Source organism: Prauserella aidingensis (assembly GCF_024171865.1).
Lineage (GTDB): Bacteria > Actinomycetota > Actinomycetes > Mycobacteriales > Pseudonocardiaceae > Prauserella > Prauserella aidingensis.
The window spans coordinates 39,760-52,786 of the sequence record NZ_JAMTCN010000027.1; the positions used below are offsets into that span (position 1 = coordinate 39,760).

General features: G+C 69.6%; 18 protein-coding genes and 1 tRNA gene. 6 read left to right on the top strand and 13 right to left on the bottom strand.

The window, feature by feature from the left end; translation table 11 throughout:
- Nucleotides 1–90: 90 nt before the first annotated feature.
- The 3 genes from LY13_RS21320 to LY13_RS21330 all read right to left on the bottom strand — a co-directional run bounded on the left by LY13_RS21320 (nt 91) and on the right by LY13_RS21330 (nt 2,968).
- Nucleotides 91–1,428 carry a HAMP domain-containing sensor histidine kinase gene (locus LY13_RS21320; protein WP_253830412.1) on the bottom strand — a complete coding sequence of 446 codons (1,338 nt, stop codon included), beginning with the start codon at nt 1,426–1,428 and terminating at the stop codon, nt 91–93.
- Nucleotides 1,429–1,529: 101 nt separating this feature from the next.
- Nucleotides 1,530–2,219, bottom strand: a complete 690-nt coding sequence (locus LY13_RS21325; RefSeq protein ID WP_253830384.1) for a response regulator transcription factor — start codon at nt 2,217–2,219, stop codon at nt 1,530–1,532.
- Nucleotides 2,220–2,317: 98 nt separating this feature from the next.
- Nucleotides 2,318–2,968 (bottom strand): response regulator, encoded by a 651-nt coding sequence (locus LY13_RS21330; protein WP_253830385.1) that lies wholly within the window; start codon nt 2,966–2,968, stop codon nt 2,318–2,320.
- A 168-nt stretch (nt 2,969–3,136) separates the two neighbouring features.
- Between LY13_RS21330 and LY13_RS21335 the strand changes: the two genes are divergently transcribed.
- Nucleotides 3,137–3,209 (top strand) — tRNA-Arg (locus tag LY13_RS21335).
- A 422-nt stretch (nt 3,210–3,631) separates the two neighbouring features.
- Nucleotides 3,632–4,063 (top strand): hypothetical protein, encoded by a 432-nt coding sequence (locus LY13_RS21340; RefSeq protein WP_253830386.1) that lies wholly within the window; start codon nt 3,632–3,634, stop codon nt 4,061–4,063.
- Between the two features lie 153 nt (nt 4,064–4,216).
- Here the strand turns inward: LY13_RS21340 and LY13_RS21345 are convergent, their stop codons facing one another.
- The 5 genes from LY13_RS21345 to LY13_RS21365 all read right to left on the bottom strand — a co-directional run bounded on the left by LY13_RS21345 (nt 4,217) and on the right by LY13_RS21365 (nt 6,120).
- Nucleotides 4,217–4,627 (bottom strand): Imm1 family immunity protein, encoded by a 411-nt coding sequence (locus LY13_RS21345; RefSeq protein ID WP_253830387.1) that lies wholly within the window; start codon nt 4,625–4,627, stop codon nt 4,217–4,219.
- Nucleotides 4,615–5,376, bottom strand: coding sequence for a DddA-like double-stranded DNA deaminase toxin (locus LY13_RS21350; RefSeq protein WP_253830388.1), 762 nt, complete (start codon nt 5,374–5,376; stop codon nt 4,615–4,617). The genes LY13_RS21345 and LY13_RS21350 overlap by 13 nt, the downstream gene beginning before the upstream one ends.
- A gap of 107 nt (nt 5,377–5,483) precedes the next feature.
- Nucleotides 5,484–5,741, bottom strand: a complete 258-nt coding sequence (locus LY13_RS21355) for a hypothetical protein (protein ID WP_253830389.1) — start codon at nt 5,739–5,741, stop codon at nt 5,484–5,486.
- On the bottom strand, nt 5,738–5,986 hold the full coding sequence (locus LY13_RS21360) for a hypothetical protein (RefSeq protein ID WP_253830390.1): 249 nt from the start codon (nt 5,984–5,986) through the stop codon (nt 5,738–5,740). The genes LY13_RS21355 and LY13_RS21360 overlap by 4 nt, the downstream gene beginning before the upstream one ends.
- Nucleotides 5,983–6,120: a hypothetical protein gene (locus LY13_RS21365; RefSeq protein ID WP_253830391.1), complete on the bottom strand. Its 138-nt coding sequence runs from the start codon at nt 6,118–6,120 to the stop codon at nt 5,983–5,985. Before LY13_RS21365 ends, LY13_RS21360 begins: the two co-directional genes overlap by 4 nt.
- A gap of 186 nt (nt 6,121–6,306) precedes the next feature.
- Between LY13_RS21365 and LY13_RS21370 the strand changes: the two genes are divergently transcribed.
- The 3 genes from LY13_RS21370 to LY13_RS21380 are packed head-to-tail and all read left to right on the top strand — an operon-like array spanning nt 6,307 to nt 8,029.
- Nucleotides 6,307–6,627, top strand: a complete 321-nt coding sequence (locus LY13_RS21370; RefSeq protein WP_253830392.1) for a hypothetical protein — start codon at nt 6,307–6,309, stop codon at nt 6,625–6,627.
- The gene (locus LY13_RS21375) at nt 6,624–7,163 is read left to right on the top strand and encodes a DUF6879 family protein (RefSeq protein ID WP_253830393.1); all 540 of its coding nucleotides are present in this window, start codon (nt 6,624–6,626) and stop codon (nt 7,161–7,163) included. Before LY13_RS21370 ends, LY13_RS21375 begins: the two co-directional genes overlap by 4 nt.
- The gene (locus LY13_RS21380; RefSeq protein ID WP_253830394.1) at nt 7,160–8,029 is read left to right on the top strand and encodes a helix-turn-helix domain-containing protein; all 870 of its coding nucleotides are present in this window, start codon (nt 7,160–7,162) and stop codon (nt 8,027–8,029) included. Before LY13_RS21375 ends, LY13_RS21380 begins: the two co-directional genes overlap by 4 nt.
- A gap of 115 nt (nt 8,030–8,144) precedes the next feature.
- Here LY13_RS21380 and LY13_RS21385 read toward each other — a convergent pair whose 3' ends face one another.
- Together LY13_RS21385 and LY13_RS21390 are read right to left on the bottom strand one after the other, a co-directional pair.
- Entirely contained in the window at nt 8,145–8,435 is a 291-nt protein-coding gene (locus LY13_RS21385; protein WP_253830395.1) for a hypothetical protein, read from the bottom strand.
- 331 nt (nt 8,436–8,766) lie between these two features.
- Nucleotides 8,767–9,420 carry a class I SAM-dependent methyltransferase gene (locus LY13_RS21390; protein WP_301299466.1) on the bottom strand — a complete coding sequence of 218 codons (654 nt, stop codon included), beginning with the start codon at nt 9,418–9,420 and terminating at the stop codon, nt 8,767–8,769.
- A gap of 330 nt (nt 9,421–9,750) precedes the next feature.
- On the opposite strand from LY13_RS21390, the gene LY13_RS21395 reads away from it, so the two are divergent.
- A complete protein-coding gene (locus LY13_RS21395) occupies nt 9,751–10,287 on the top strand; it encodes a hemerythrin domain-containing protein (RefSeq protein WP_253830414.1) in 537 nt (178 codons plus the stop codon).
- A 105-nt stretch (nt 10,288–10,392) separates the two neighbouring features.
- Here LY13_RS21395 and LY13_RS21400 read toward each other — a convergent pair whose 3' ends face one another.
- From LY13_RS21400 to LY13_RS21410, 3 genes are read right to left on the bottom strand one after another with little or no spacing between them, the layout of a single operon-like run.
- Entirely contained in the window at nt 10,393–11,556 is a 1,164-nt protein-coding gene (locus LY13_RS21400; protein ID WP_253830396.1) for an outer membrane protein assembly factor BamB family protein, read from the bottom strand.
- Between the two features lie 28 nt (nt 11,557–11,584).
- Complete coding sequence (locus LY13_RS21405; protein ID WP_253830397.1) at nt 11,585–12,412, bottom strand: hypothetical protein; 828 nt, start codon at nt 12,410–12,412, stop codon at nt 11,585–11,587.
- Nucleotides 12,413–12,418: 6 nt separating this feature from the next.
- Entirely contained in the window at nt 12,419–12,886 is a 468-nt protein-coding gene (locus LY13_RS21410) for a hypothetical protein (protein ID WP_253830398.1), read from the bottom strand.
- Nucleotides 12,887–13,027 lie beyond the last annotated feature (141 nt).

Below are 13,027 nucleotides of genomic sequence, written 5' to 3' on the forward strand. Positions count from 1 at the left end.
ATCCTACAGCATTCAACAGCCGGGTGGTTCGGGATCGACGAAAGCCGGCGGCGCGGGGCGGGCGGGCCGGCATCGGCGGAGCTCGCGCGGCTACTCCGGTCGGTCGGCGGCGACGCCCGGCAGCCGGATCGTCATGACCGTGCCGCCGCCCTCCCGCGCGGAGGCGAACGCGCCGCCCCCGTGACGCTGCGCGGCTTGGCGCACGATCGCAAGCCCCAGCCCGGAACCGGGCAACGTCCGGGCCTCGGCGGAACGGTAGAACCGGTCGAACACGCGGGGCAGGTCCTCGGGGGAGATGCCGGGCCCGCGGTCGGCGACCTCCACCACGGCGGTGCCGTCGCCGAGCGGCCGGAGTCCCACGTGCACGGTCTCGCCCGTGGGCGAGAATTTCACGGCGTTGTCCAGCAGGTTCAGCACGGCACGCTCGAGCACACCCGGGTCGCCGGTGAGCTCCCACGGCTGCAGGCGGACGTCGAACTCCGTGTCGCCCGCCCGCCTGCGTGCGCGGTCGAGGGCCCGTTCGACGACCTCCACCAGGTCGACCCGCTCGACCATCTCCTGCGGCCCGCTGTCGCGCGCCAGTTCCACGAGGTCGCCGATGAGCTGGGTCAGTTCGTCGAGTTGACCGCGGATATCGGCTTCGATCTCGGTGCGCATGGTCTCGTCCAGTGGCGGCGCTCCGCTGCGGCCCGCAGACAGCAGCAGTTCGAGGTTCGTGCGCAGCGACGTCAGCGGGGTGCGCAGTTCGTGGCCCGCGTCGGCCACGAGCCTGCTCTGTTGTGCCTGCGACTCGGCGACCGCACCCAGCATCGTGTTGAAGCTCTGCGTCATGCGGGAGAGTTCGTCGTCGCCGGTGACGGGGATCGGGCGCAGGTCCATGGTGTCGGCAACCCGCTCGGTCGCCGACGTCAGCCGTTCGACGGGGCGCAACGCCGTCCGCGCGACGGCCGTCGCCGCGCCTGCCGCGACGACGACGCCGATCCCACCGAACAGCATCAGCACGAGGGCGAGGTCGCCGAGGGTGCGTTCGGTCTGTGCCAGCGACTGCCCGAGCACGAGCGCCTGCCCGTGGCCCGAGGGGACCGAGACGACGCGTATCCCGGTTGCCTTGTCGGTGCGCAGCGACCACTCGGCATCCCCGCGGGCGACGGCCAGTTCCGGCCTGCCGGTCGGCGGTTTCGCCGCGCCGCGCGGTACGACGAGCGTGTCGTCGGCCTCGAGCAGGCCGATCTGGATGTCGCCACTGGCGAACAGCGCCGCGGGCAGGTTCTGGAACTGCGAGGCCACGGGCACGCTCTGCGCCGCGGCCTCCGCTCGCTGGCTCAACGAGGTGTCGAACTGCTCGTAGACGTTGTCGCGCACCGTCAGGTACGTCACCAGCGACACCAGGGCGACGGTGCCGCCGACGCACAGCGTGGCCAGCAGCATGACGCGGGTGCGCAGCGAGATGCGTTTCGGCGTCCGATGCGGTGCCGAATCGTGCGCCGGTTCGGCACCGGACGTCGTGACGCCGGACCGGTCGGGTTCGGTCACGGCGGGGTCTCCCGCAACACGTATCCGACGCCGCGGACGGTGTGGATCAGCCGTGGTTCGCCGTCGGCCTCGGTCTTGCGACGCAGGTATCCGACGTACACCTCGAGCGCGTTGCCCGACGTGGGGAAGTCGAAGCCCCAGACCTCTTCGAGGATGCGCGTGCGGGTCAGCACGTGTTTCGGGTACGTCATGAACAGCTCGAGCAGCGTGAACTCGGTGCGGGTGAGGCTGATCTCCCGGTCGCCGCGACACACCTCGCGGGTGTCGGGGTCGAGGGTCAGGTCCCCGAACACCAGCGCGCCGGCACCCTGCGGGTCGGCCTCGGCCGCCGCACGCCGCAGCAGTGCCCGCAGCCGGGCGAGCAGTTCCTCGAGGGCGAACGGCTTGGGCAGGTAGTCGTCGGCACCCGCGTCGAGGCCGGACACGCGGTCGGACACGGCGTCCCGCGCGGTGAGGACGAGGATGGGCAGGTCGTCACCGGTGCCGCGCAGTCTGCGGGCGACCTCGAGGCCGTCCAGCCGGGGCATCATGACGTCGAGCACCATCGCGTCGGGCCGGTCGCTGTCCACCTTCTCCAATGCCTGGGCGCCGTCGCTCGCCACGTCGACCTGGTAGCCGTTGAACTCCAGGGAACGCCGGAGCGACTCCCGCACGGCCCGGTCGTCGTCGACAACGAGTATGCGCATGGGGTCCAGTGTGTCGCGCATGTCTGAGACGCGGCTGAAAGGCTGCGCCCACCCGGGTGTCGGCCCGGTCACGTACGGCGGGCCGACACCCGGTCGTGTCAGTCCACGAGCCCGCCGCGGTAGGCGAGCAGGGCCGCCTGTACCCGGTTGGCCGCGCCGATCTTCGACAGCACCGCGGAGACGTATCCCTTGACGGTGGCTTCGGACAGGTGCAGTTTGCCGCCGATCTCGGCGTTCGACATGCCCTGCCCGATGAGGCACACGACCTCGCGTTCGCGTTCCGACAGTGACGCCAGCAGCCGCCGGGCCGGTGCCGCCGCGCGGGCCTCGTCCCGCTGGGCGTCGACCATCCGCGCCGCCACGCTGGGGTCCAGCACGGCGCCGCCGCGGGCGAGGTCCCGCACCGCGCGCACGAGCACGCTGGGCTCGATGTCCTTGAGCAGGAAGCCGTTGGCGCCGAACCGCAGCGCCAGGCTCACGTACTCGTCGACGTCGAACGTCGTCAGCATGGCCATCCGGGGAGCTTCGGGCAGGCCCTGCATCGCGCGCAGTGCGCGGATGCCGTCGTCGGGCTGGCGCATCTTGATGTCCAGCAGGGCGACCTGGGGGCGCAGTCGCCGGGCCGTTTCGACGGCCGATCTGCCGTCGGCCGCTTCGCCGACGACCTCGATGTCGGGTGCGGCGGACAGCATCGCGCGCAGGCCTTGGCGCACGAGCTCCTCGTCGTCGGCCAACATGACTGTGATCAACGGTTGCCTCCCGGAGGGGGAACGGGATGGACAAGGTCTTCGCCGTCGGAGACAGGGGTAGCTACCTGTCGGTAGTGGGCCCAGAGTAAGTGATCGTTTGCTTCCGTATGGTCCACTTACCAACATTCACCCGGGTACCGTTAGGCTGTGTCCGGGCCACGCGCCCATGCCCTCGTAGCTCAGGGGATAGAGCACCGCTCTCCTAAAGCGGGTGTCGCAGGTTCGAATCCTGCCGGGGGCGCCCATCTGGACCAGCACGAATGTGGCCCCTCACCAGCGATAACGTCGGCGAGGGGTCGCATTGCTGTATGCGGCTGTTGAGAGAGCGTGAGCGGCTCGCCGTGCCGAGGGTGTGTCGAACTTCCCGCCCGGTCACCCGTGACCGAGAACCCGCATGAGCTTCGCTCACGCGATCTGCTCCTGCCCGTGGAGGTGCATGGCGTACAGCGGAAGCAACGCCAGGGACCTGCTGCGGAGTCGTGCCTCGACCCGCTCCCCCGTACCGCAGTGCCCGCCGGGAGCAGGCCGGGACGTCGAGTCCGCCCGACCGAGCTGCTCATCGACCGTGGCAGCGGAGTCGCCACAACAGATTGTCGTGTCACACGTCGGCCACGACTCCGCGCTGCATGAAACGGCAGGCCGCTTCGGTGCGAATGCACGGCCATGACTGCCGAACAGCCACGAACGAAGCGCCGCTGGGTATGGGTCGCCGCTGCGAGCAGCGTCCTCGTGCTCGGCGTCGCCGCAACCCTGTACTTCAGCCTGCGCGAGACCACGATGACGGTGAGCGGCACCATCGCACTGACCGACGGTGTCACCGAGTACACCGAGGTCGGCGACTGCATGGGACACGAGGGCTACGACGACATCGGCCCCGGCGCACAAGTCACCATCACCGGCAACACCGGAACGGTGCTCGCGGCCGGTCAGCTCGGCGCCGGCCGCCAGGACGGCGACGCCTACTCGTGCCTGTTCGACTTCGACGTGGCGGACGTGCCCACCGGACATGGTCCGTACCAGGTCGAGGTGTCCCATCGCGGCACGATCGCCTTCACCGAGGACCAGGCCACCGGGATAGCGCTCACATTGGGGTGATCACCGGCCACCACGCCGCATCGATGCCCGCCGTCCGTCAATAGGCCGACAGCAGGCTGCTGCCCTCTGCGGACACGGCGGCCGTCGCGATGTCCGGACCGAGGCGGAGCAGCTGATCAAGTACATGCGGCTCGCCGACATACGGCGCGAAGACTAGACGGTCGATCGGTCGTCGAGCTGTGACCGGATCGACGACGTCGGCCGCGCGCCGGTCACGAGGTATTCGTGCGCTGCGCGGCGTACATCGGCGATCGGGATCTCGGACTGTGGCGGGAACTCGGTGTCGCTACCCATGTAGTAGTAGAGCACCGTGTCGGCGTTCGATGCCTCCCCGAGCGAGAAGTACCCGCGTCCGCGGCCCGCGTGGTGCACCACGCCGACCCCTCGTTCGCTGCACAAACCGATATTCAGCAGACCAGCACTCGCCGGGTCGTCGGCAGCGTTGAACGCCACGAGAGTGGGCCCCGGCATGGCGGCGACGGTGTCGAGCACGGCATCGAGTTCGGCGGCCGTCGTGACGCGTGCCGGCCCGTCGTGGTCGTACCAGGCGTCTAGCGCCACCATGGTGCACGACCCCCTTCGTAGGTCGTTGTGGTCGGCGTGCCGTCGGGTTTCGTCCCGTGGACGGTCAGTCGTGAACCTTCCGGCAGCATCACGGGCACCAGCGTGTCACACGACGCCGGGCCGATGCAGGGAACGTTGTTGATCGTCACCGACGCGTCCCGTATGTCGTTGCGGACCATGTGAGCGGCGAGTTTCAGCTCGACATCCCCGGCGCGCGCGATCGGCGCCATGGGGAACCGTTGCGTGGTGACCCATTCGTCGACCCGGTCGGCGTTCTCGTCGCGGCCACTGACGATCTCTGTCATGTCGTCGTCACCGTCGGCCGTCCACCAGAACCCGCGCGTCTTGTCCCCCGCGCCGGGCTTCACGGGCGGCGGCAAGGCGGCACGTGCCCGCTCGACGGGTGTTGCGTTCGGAGCGGATGTCGGAGGAGGCGCAGCGTCGGGTGTCGGCGTCGGTGCGCTCGTCGGTGCCGACCCCGGCAGACGCGCGCCGAGCTGGTCGAGGTAGCCGCGCAGCGTCTGCTCGATGTGGGCGAGGCGGCCGTGTTGCTGTTCGACCTGCTCGACGGCGTCCGCAGCCACGCCGGGTGCCTGTGCGGCGTCGGGGTCGTGGGCGCCCTCGATGACGTAGGCGTACATCTCGCGCGCCTCGACGGTGGTCTGCGAGGCGTGGGCGAGTTCTGATCGCGCGGCGGCGATCCGGTCCAGGACACGACCGATGGTCTCTGCGAGCTGCTCGACCGGCATCCGGCCACCCCCGGCGGCTGCGGCGCGCAGCCTGGAACATCACCCCGACAGTCGTGGTGCACCTGCCCGGCCGGGAGCGCGGGGAGTCACCGGCCGGGCAGGCGAGATCAGTCGATGCCGAGCCAGACATGCCAGCACGCTGAGCAGTCGGACAGCGCCGGGGGCGGGCGGCGTCGGCGACGCCGAGGAAGGGTGAGCTGACGACCGCACAGCATCTCGACCACCACGCCGGCCGGCGGTTCGTCGGCGAGGCCGCCGATGTGGCGTACGCCGCCGGCGACCGGGCGCCAGCCGGGCACGCTGTCGAGGTCGGGCTCCTCCGGGGCGGCTGTGGCCGGTGTTCGCTCGACAACCCCGCCGGTCACGTCCGCACCCCCGCGGCCTGCTGCGCGTCGATCACGACGCGCGACGGGGTTTCGCCGCCCTCGAGTTCGGCGGCACGCTGGTACAGCTCCGCGGCCATGCCGCCGAGCAGTTCGGCCAGCTCGCGCACGTGCCGCGCGGACAGCTCGCCGCCATCCTGCCGCGTCATCAGCTCGACCACGGCATCGCCGAGGCCCGCGTTGACCTGCCCGACACGGGCGAGCAGCTCCCGGTCGCGGGCAATCATTCGTCGTCCTCGCGCTCGCCACAGCCGAGGAGTCCGTCGAAGTCGTCGTTCTCGTCGCGCTCGTCGTCCGTTGGTGCGCCACCGGAGCGGACAACGGCGTAGGGCAGTTGACAGGCCCCGCTGATCCATCCCATAGCGGCGAGTGTTGGCCACCCGGGCCGCCAACGTCGAGAAGATTGCGCAAAATTGCGGTTCGGTCACGCCAACGGGGCAGTCGTTTCGCGGCGACCAGAGGTGGTTGCTCCGGTCACTCGCCTGGTCGTTGCATATTGAGCAAAATTGCGCAAACAATGGGGAGGCCGTCACGAGGAGGAGGCACGATGCCCGCACGCGAACGTCCCACGGAGATGAGATTCGTCGGCACCAGCTCTGGCCAGGGCGGATGCCCCACGCTGTGGGTCACCGACCGCGGAACGCTGGTCGTGCAGGGAACGACTGTCACCGACGAGCACGCCCTCGACGCGATGCGCTCTCGCGGCAACGGATTGCCTGACCACGAGTCTGCGGTCGAGATCCCGGCGGAGTTGATGCCGTTCGTCGATGTCGAAGCGTTGCAGCGTCTCGCGTTCGCCGACGAGGACCGCCCGCATTTCACGGTCGACCCGGACGCGGTGGCGAGGATCCCGGAGGTTCGTCGATGAGCGAGTGGGTCGAGCCCGGCCCGGACTTCTTCGACCTCGTCACCGGCGTTCGTGTCAGCTCGTGGCGTTGGGAATGCCAGGGCGAGTATCGCGAGCCCGACGAACGCGAGCCGTGGCGTCGCTGGCGCGATGGACGGCCGGACAACTCGTTCATGCACGGCTGGGTCAAGACCATCCGCAGCATCACCGAGGCCGGGAAGCGGTTCGAACGGGTCCGTATGGTCACCGAACCGCCCACGGACTACCTCCAGTGGATGTTCTCCTTCACCCACATCAACATCGAGGCCGGTGAGGACATCCGGTGGCTGGCCGAGAGCCGCGCCCACGCGCTGGAGCTGCCGATGCCCGAGCACGACTTCTACATCATCGACGACGAGCGCGTCGCGATCCTGCACTTCGGTGAGAACGGCGTCGCCGGTGCCGAGGTGCTCGACGACCCGGAGACGCTCGCGAAGCACCGGCAGTGGCGCGATCTCGTATGGCCGATGGCCGTGCCGCACATGGAATCCGAGTACTCCAGCGCGAGGAGCGTGTGACCTCCCTCGAAACGAACCCCTGGATCGCATTCGGCGACAAGCTCCGCCAGCTGCGCAAGCGCGCGGGGCTGACCGGTGCTGCGCTCGCCGAGCAGGCGGGTCCCGGCTGGGCGCCGTCGAAGATCTCGCGCATTCAGGGCGGACAACAAGTCATCTCCGAACAGGACCTCGACACCTGGTGCCGGCTGTGCCGAGCCAGCGAGGCCGAGCGTGACGACCTGTTCGCGGACCTGCGCGCCGCACGCCTCGAGTCCGCCCGCTGGAAGCGGCGCGCCAGCGGCGGGCACGAGCCTGTACAGCGTTCATTCGCCGAGGACGAGCAGGCCGCGACGGTCGTGCGCAACCTGGAAACCGGCATCGTGCCGGGCCTGCTGCAAACCCCGGACTATGCACGCGCCGTGTTCCGAGCGTTCGCGCATCTTCAAGGCAGCCCCGACGACGCCGACGACGCCGTGCGCGAACGCCTCAGGCGGCAGACCATCCTCTACGACTCCACCAAACGCATCGAACTGCTGGTCACCGAGGCCGCACTGCGCACACCGATCGCAGAGCCGACAGTCATGGCCGCGCAGATCGACCGCCTGCTCGCCGTGCTCGGAGTTGCCAACGTCCGGTTCGGCATCATCCCGCTCGGCGTGCAGGTCGACGTGCCACCGATGCACGGATTCTGGATCCTCGACGACGTAGCGCGGATCGAAGTGCTCACAACCGAAGTCGTAACCCGCAATCCCACCGACATCCGGCTCTACAACGCCATGCTCGACCAACTCTGGGAACGCGACGAACTCGCCGAGGGCGACCAGGCGCGGCAACTTCTACTCACCGTGTCCGAGGGTTATCAGCGCGAGTCCTCTCAGCTGACATAGGACCACACGACCTTTGGTCTGTACCAGCTCAACTGTCCCGAGCCACCACTACGCCCGACGGACGGCAACTCCTCACACCGTCACGCCACTCGGCCCCGCTCCGACGACACCGCACTCACGAGGCGTCACCTGCCACCCTCTGCTCCGGCTGATCAGCGGCACGATCGCACCGCTCCGCAGCGCCACGCTCCTCCTCCCGGCCGCAGGTGCGCAGCCACACGCCGACCACGAACAGCACCACCGACGGCGTCGTGACGTAGAGCGGATCCACACCGAGGAGAAATTCGGCGACCGGATAGCACGCGACCCCGACGAACGCCAGGAACACGAAAACGAGGTGCACGTCGTCGAAGAACACCCGACGCACCAGACGGCGCAGCCGGTTCGACACCCCACCGCACGACATCTACGCACACCCTCATCGGCCGGCACAGGAAAGCCCACTCATGCTACGGGCGGTTCCTCCACAGGTCGAGCCGCGAGGGAACGAGCCCCGCCTTCTTGAGCTGCCGCTCACGCAACGACTTCCCGACGAGAAGAACGGCCATGAATACCGGACACAGGACCGCCTGAAAAAGAATGCATACTTCGATTCCAGCACGGAAATGAAGACCACCCCGCTCACGAGAGAGGCAGCTACCCCCAGGTTTCCGACGATGAACAGGGCTCTGTGCGACCGCCGCCAGTGCGGTTTCCCCACGGGACTCATGACTCGCAACGTTCTCCCGGGCGTTGATCTACTGGAGGTGGACCAGGTAGGTGCGGCTGTCCCACGGCGGTTCGGAGAACGGATCGGGTTCGACCGCCAGCACGGTTCCGCCCATGTGCTGGAACAGACCCTGCATGAGCGGAATCGGCACGGGATGCATCTCGATGCCCTCGGTGTCGGCCGCGACCACATCGGCATACGACGCCGGCACATTCTCGGTCACCTGCCGTGCGGGCTCGGCGTCCTCGGTCACGACAACCGGCCTCCGGACGGTCGGGCTGCCGAACTGCGACCACCACGCCACCAGTTCCTGCATCATGTCCAGCTCGAGCTCATAGCGCCCCGGCGCATCCGGCGCCCGCACCGACATCGTCAGCCCCACCCGCTCACCCGGCCGCACCACGTGCACCAGCTCCGCCAACGCCGCCACCTGCACCGCAGGCGGCGAATGCTGCAACACCATCAACCTGATCGCACCGTCGAAACCGTCGTCGTCGAACGGCGACCGCCGCCCGTCGACCCGGAGGAACTCGATCCGGTCCTGATCCGCATTGAGCTCACGCGCGGAGGATCGACCACGTTCGGAGTCCCTTCGAGAACAGGGCGGCCGAATCCGCGCAGGATCGACCGCCGCAACAAGCGGAGAATGAAGAAAGATCGCGTTGAGAAACGGGTCAGGCAGTGACGTCGAACGACGCTCTCACGTGCCTTCTTTCCCGCATAGCCAACAGTGAATCCAATCAGTCCGATGAGGACGGTGAGTACGATTCAGTGATCAACCTGTGAATGACCCTGACACGCACGCGCTGAAAGCGTCAATTGCGCTCACCGGTTCAGGCCAATAGCCACACCACCGTGTCGCCGAGTGGTCTAACCCGGGCGAGGTATTGCTCACTCGTCTGCCGGTGCGATGACTACTCGGCCGAACGGCCGATGTGCCGCGAGGGGACACACGGTGGCCCGGCACCACGTGCACCACGGCCGTACACGCGGTAGGAAGGAGGTCGTGAGCATGATCGATCTGGGCAGGCCGACGCACGGCGACGTCGTGGACCTCATCATCGACGACCATCGGCGGTTCGAGCAGCTTCTCCGGCAGCTGCGCATGGGCGACGGGAACCGCGACGAGTTGCGGCGCGCGTTCGCCGCGGTGCACGTGGCCCACAGCGTCGCGGAGGAGGAGATCGTCTATCCGGTGCTGCGGCGCAAGGCCGACGACATCGGGCGGCACGAGGTCGAGCACGGCGAGGAGGAACACGCCGAGGGCAACGAGGCGCTGCTCCGGGTGCTGGACCTCAAGGGCACCGACACCCCCACGTTCGTCGAGGCCGTCGAGAAGCTGAGCAATCTGGTGGCGCACCACCTCGCGGAGGAGGAGCTCAGCATCCTCGCGGCCGCCCGCACCGAGGTCGCCGAGCGGACCCGGCACGACCTCGGCGAGAAGTGGGCCGCGCGCCGCACCGAACTCCTGGACCAGGACTGCGGCGACGTCGAGTACGTGCGCCGCATCGTCGAGCAGGCCCGCCGCGAGGGCCACCTCGACGACTGAGGCCCGCCGCCCACCGGCCGCAGGCCCGGGCCGGTGAGCGGCCGCGACGACTCCGAGCACGGCGATGCGCCCACAGCGAACAGCCGTGGGCGCACCACCGGGTGGTCACGGAACCGGATACAGCTGCACGTCCGTGCCCCGCTGATCCAGGCCGGCACGGTCACCGACGATCATGGGCGCCACGCCGGTGTCGTCGACGACCACCTCGCCGGTGCGTGCGTCCAGAGCCACGGCCGAATCGCCGTGCCGGACGTACACCGCCCCGCGCCACATCCCCTTGAGCTCGCCGCGCCAGTCGTCGTCGGACCACAGCACCTCACCGCTGCCGGCGTCGAGGGCCACCACGGAACTGTCGTCCTCCGCGCAGACGACGACCGCGGCGTGGTCGTCGGCACCGCAGAACGTCTCCTCCGTCAGCGCGGCACCGTCGAGGTCGACCTCGGCTCCGTCGGCGATCGCGAGCAGCCGCGTCTCGCCGTCCTCACCGGTCACGAGAATCCACGGGCCCGCACGTCCGATCCGGGTCGGGTCGACGTCGCTCTTCCAGACCTGCTCCCCGGTCTCGACGTCGAAACCCGCCGCCGTGTCAGGGCCGAAGCCCGCGGCGACACCGGACCCGATGCCGACGGCACTGAGTTCCTCGTCCTCCCAGAGCACCTCCCGCGTCGCCAGCGACAGCCCGAACGTCACCTGCGTCGCCGCGTCGTGCGACACGCTGACCACGGCCACGCCCCGTTCGACACCGTTGACGCCGACGGCCGCGTCCTTCTGCGGGACGACCGGCGACGCGGCGGGCTCGGGGAACGTGGCCCGCCACCGCACCTCCGCCGTCGCCGCGTCGACGGCGACGATCTCCACGTCGAGCTGCGTCGCCCCGGACTCGGCCTCGACCGCGAACCCCACCAGCACCGTCGGCTCGCCCTCGACGTCGGCCAGCGCGGGCGTCGCGCGGTAGTGCTCGGTCGGGTCCACCGAGTCGAACAGCGGCTCCCCCTCCGGCTCGACCCGCGCGATCTCCTCGCCGTCGTCGGCGTCGTGGACCACGAGGACTCCCGGTTCGCTTCGGAACACGCGGTCCTCGTGCAGCACCGCCGCGGGCCAGGAGCCCTCCGGCGACACGTCCGTCATGGCGTATGTCGGTGTCGCGTCGAAGACCACGGGGTCGCCCGTGGCGCCCGCGCCCCCGCCGTCACCGGAACATCCTGCGACGAGCAGCGCCGCACCCATCACACCCACCGCACCCCGGCGGCTCACCGCGGCGATTCCCATGAGACTCCTTCCGATAGGGCCGGACGGCTCACCGGCCGCCGCCGCGCCGCCGCGCGGCACGTTCCACGTCGTCGAGGTCGTCGGCGGTCACGAGCCTGCGCTGGGCCGTGCGCCTGGCCACGGCGAACCGGGCGTTGAACAACCTGCCCTCCCGCGCGGCGCCGTACGGATCGAGCGAGTCGCCGAACGCGATGCGGGAGATCTTCTTGATCGCCTCGTCGACCCGTCTCGGATCGGCGAGATTCCACGCGTCCCCGCCGCGCCAGTGCTCGATCCGCCGGTGGATCTCCTGATGCGTCGGCACGCTCTGCTCGTCCTCGGTGCCCGCCAGCAACGGTTCGGTCAGCGCGAGCGCCACGTACCAGAGCTTCGAGTAGCGGCTCAGCACCTCCGGCGCCTCCGCCGTCGGCACGGCGGCCTCCGGCGCGGGCAGTTCGCCACCGGACAGTTCGGTCAGCTCGCGGCTCCGCTCGGCGCCCGACACGACGAGAGTGAGCGCGAGATCCTTCGGCCCGCCGGCCGTGTCCAGGGCCGCGAACACGACGAGCTCGTTCTTCCCCGCGTCGAGCACGACCGACATCCCGTCGACGAGGGTCACCCGCCGCGCGCCGCCGGGAGCGTCGAACAGGCTCGAGAGCATCGCCTCGTTCGCACCCCGCCAGGTGAGCCGCACCCCGGCCGGTTCGACCAGCACGTCTCCCAGTACCCGCGACACGTGCGGGCCGCAGCCCGGCACGGCGACCGCGTACCGGCCCGGCCTGCGACCACCACGGTGCGGGGCACGGCCGAACACCAGCCGTTCACCCGCGGACAGCGCGACCGGATGCAGCTCCGGCGAACGCACGACGACCCGCATACCGCCTCACGCCTTCCCTGCGGAACGGTCGAACTCGTCGGCGCGCCAGCCAGCCGAACTCGCGGCCGCCCACAACACCCCGCCCAGCACCAGCGGAACGACGACCATCATCGACACGGCCTCCGGTGCGATCCCGACGCCCAGCACCAGGACCACGGCCTTCGCCCCCACGTAGACGTGCACGCCGCGCACCCTGCGCAGCCACACGGCCGCCAGCGCACCCAGCGACACGACCGACTCGACCAGCGCCAGCAGTGCGAGCTGGGTCGTCACGTCGTCGAGCTCGCGACCGTGGGATACCTCGTCGACGAGCGCGGCGATGCTCCCGACCGTCGCGTAGGCGGTGAACGCCGTCAGCATCGCCAGCACGAACAACAGCGGCCCCGTGAACCGGTGCTGTCTCCGCAGCTGCTGCCACCGTGACTCACCGCGTTCCCGCTGCACCGTGTTCTCGCCCGTGTTCTCGCCCGTCATCACTATCGCCTTCCGTCACCGGCAATCCGCCCGGCCTCGTCGCCGGCGCGGTGTCTCGTCGCCGGGAACGATCGCGGAACCGGGCATCGGGCCGGAAGCGGAACGTTCCGGACCCACGATGTCCCCGCCGGTCACCCGCCT

Bases quoted from the DNA above. Each gene is read 5' to 3' on its own strand.
- LY13_RS21395 (WP_253830414.1), top strand. From the start codon at position 9,751: ATGATCGATCTGGGCAGGCCGACGCACGGCGACGTCGTGGACCTCATC.
- LY13_RS21345 (WP_253830387.1), bottom strand. From the start codon at position 4,627: ATGGTGGCGCTAGACGCCTGGTACGACCACGACGGGCCGGCACGCGTC.
- LY13_RS21320 (WP_253830412.1), bottom strand. From the start codon at position 1,428: ATGCTGCTGGCCACGCTGTGCGTCGGCGGCACCGTCGCCCTGGTGTCG.
- LY13_RS21360 (WP_253830390.1), bottom strand. From the start codon at position 5,986: ATGATTGCCCGCGACCGGGAGCTGCTCGCCCGTGTCGGGCAGGTCAAC.
- LY13_RS21365 (WP_253830391.1), bottom strand. From the start codon at position 6,120: ATGGGATGGATCAGCGGGGCCTGTCAACTGCCCTACGCCGTTGTCCGC.
- LY13_RS21340 (WP_253830386.1), top strand. From the start codon at position 3,632: ATGACTGCCGAACAGCCACGAACGAAGCGCCGCTGGGTATGGGTCGCC.
- LY13_RS21385 (WP_253830395.1), bottom strand. From the start codon at position 8,435: ATGTCGTGCGGTGGGGTGTCGAACCGGCTGCGCCGTCTGGTGCGTCGG.
- LY13_RS21375 (WP_253830393.1), top strand. From the start codon at position 6,624: ATGAGCGAGTGGGTCGAGCCCGGCCCGGACTTCTTCGACCTCGTCACC.
- LY13_RS21370 (WP_253830392.1), top strand. From the start codon at position 6,307: ATGCCCGCACGCGAACGTCCCACGGAGATGAGATTCGTCGGCACCAGC.
- LY13_RS21400 (WP_253830396.1), bottom strand. From the start codon at position 11,556: ATGGGAATCGCCGCGGTGAGCCGCCGGGGTGCGGTGGGTGTGATGGGT.
- LY13_RS21405 (WP_253830397.1), bottom strand. From the start codon at position 12,412: ATGCGGGTCGTCGTGCGTTCGCCGGAGCTGCATCCGGTCGCGCTGTCC.
- LY13_RS21410 (WP_253830398.1), bottom strand. From the start codon at position 12,886: ATGACGGGCGAGAACACGGGCGAGAACACGGTGCAGCGGGAACGCGGT.
- LY13_RS21325 (WP_253830384.1), bottom strand. From the start codon at position 2,219: ATGCGCATACTCGTTGTCGACGACGACCGGGCCGTGCGGGAGTCGCTC.
- LY13_RS21350 (WP_253830388.1), bottom strand. From the start codon at position 5,376: ATGCCGGTCGAGCAGCTCGCAGAGACCATCGGTCGTGTCCTGGACCGG.